Source organism: Streptomyces sp. SPB074 (genome assembly GCF_000154905.1).
Classification (GTDB): domain Bacteria; phylum Actinomycetota; class Actinomycetes; order Streptomycetales; family Streptomycetaceae; genus Streptomyces.
Map to the genome: position 1 here is coordinate 6,677,446 of NZ_GG770539.1, position 882 is coordinate 6,678,327.

Sequence of the window (882 nt, forward strand, 5' to 3'; positions counted from 1 at the left end):
CCACGCCCGGCACGACGAAGTCGGGGCAAGCCCTCCAAGGCCCAGTACGTCCTGGCGGACGGCCTCGCCGAGCGCACCGCCGAGCGGGCCGCCGACCTCCTCGCCAAGCACCCGCTCTACCCCGGCATCGACCTGAGCTGAACCGGCCCGCCCGGCACCGCCGCACCGGCCCGGCATCCCGCGCGGGGTGCCGGGCCGCCGTCAGTCCTCCCGCACCGAGTACCGCGCCCGCGCCCACAGCGGCAGCACCGCCAGCACAGGACGTACCAGCCGACGACCCCCGCCACGAACCAGGGCACGAAGGCGTCGTGCGTGGCCACCCGCAGGATCAGGAAGAGCGCCGAGGTGAGCGTCGCCAGCAGGAGCAGCAGGCCGAGGAACGTCATCCGGGCCGCCCACTCCACCGTCCGCGCCTTGATCCGGCGGCCGGAGAGCAAGCGGTGGAAGGGGACCGGTGAGATGAGCGCGCCCGTTGCGAGGGCGCCGAGCACCACCGTCGTCAGATAGATGTTCGTGTCGGTGTGCGACAACTCGTCGAACATCGGCGTGAAGACGACCGTGAGGAGGAAACCGAAGAGGATCTGCACCCCGGTCTGCGCGACGCGCACCTCCTGCATCAGCTCGCCCCACTGTCTGTCCGCGCGCTCCTCCTCGCTCTCCTGCCGCCCCCGCCGCGCCTCGGCCACCTCGGCGTCCGTCGTCATGCCGCCCTCCCCGGTACGTGATGTGGTGCCCGCGTACCCGTGTTGGCCCGGGGTTCACCCACCGTGCGCGGGGAAGAGAACGTGCTGCGTACGCACGCCGAACGCACGGCGTACGCTCGCCCCACCCCACCCCCGAGGAGCCCCGATGTCCCGCCCCGACCCCTCCGCCGCCCTGCTC

Annotated in this window: 1 pseudogene; it reads right to left on the reverse strand. The window is 72.9% G+C overall.

Going from position 1 to position 882, the window contains the following annotated elements:
• Positions 1-201: 201 nt before the first annotated feature.
• Positions 202-704 (reverse strand): annotated as a pseudogene (locus SSBG_RS28560) (DUF6328 family protein).
• Between the last annotated feature and the right edge of the window lie 178 nt (positions 705-882).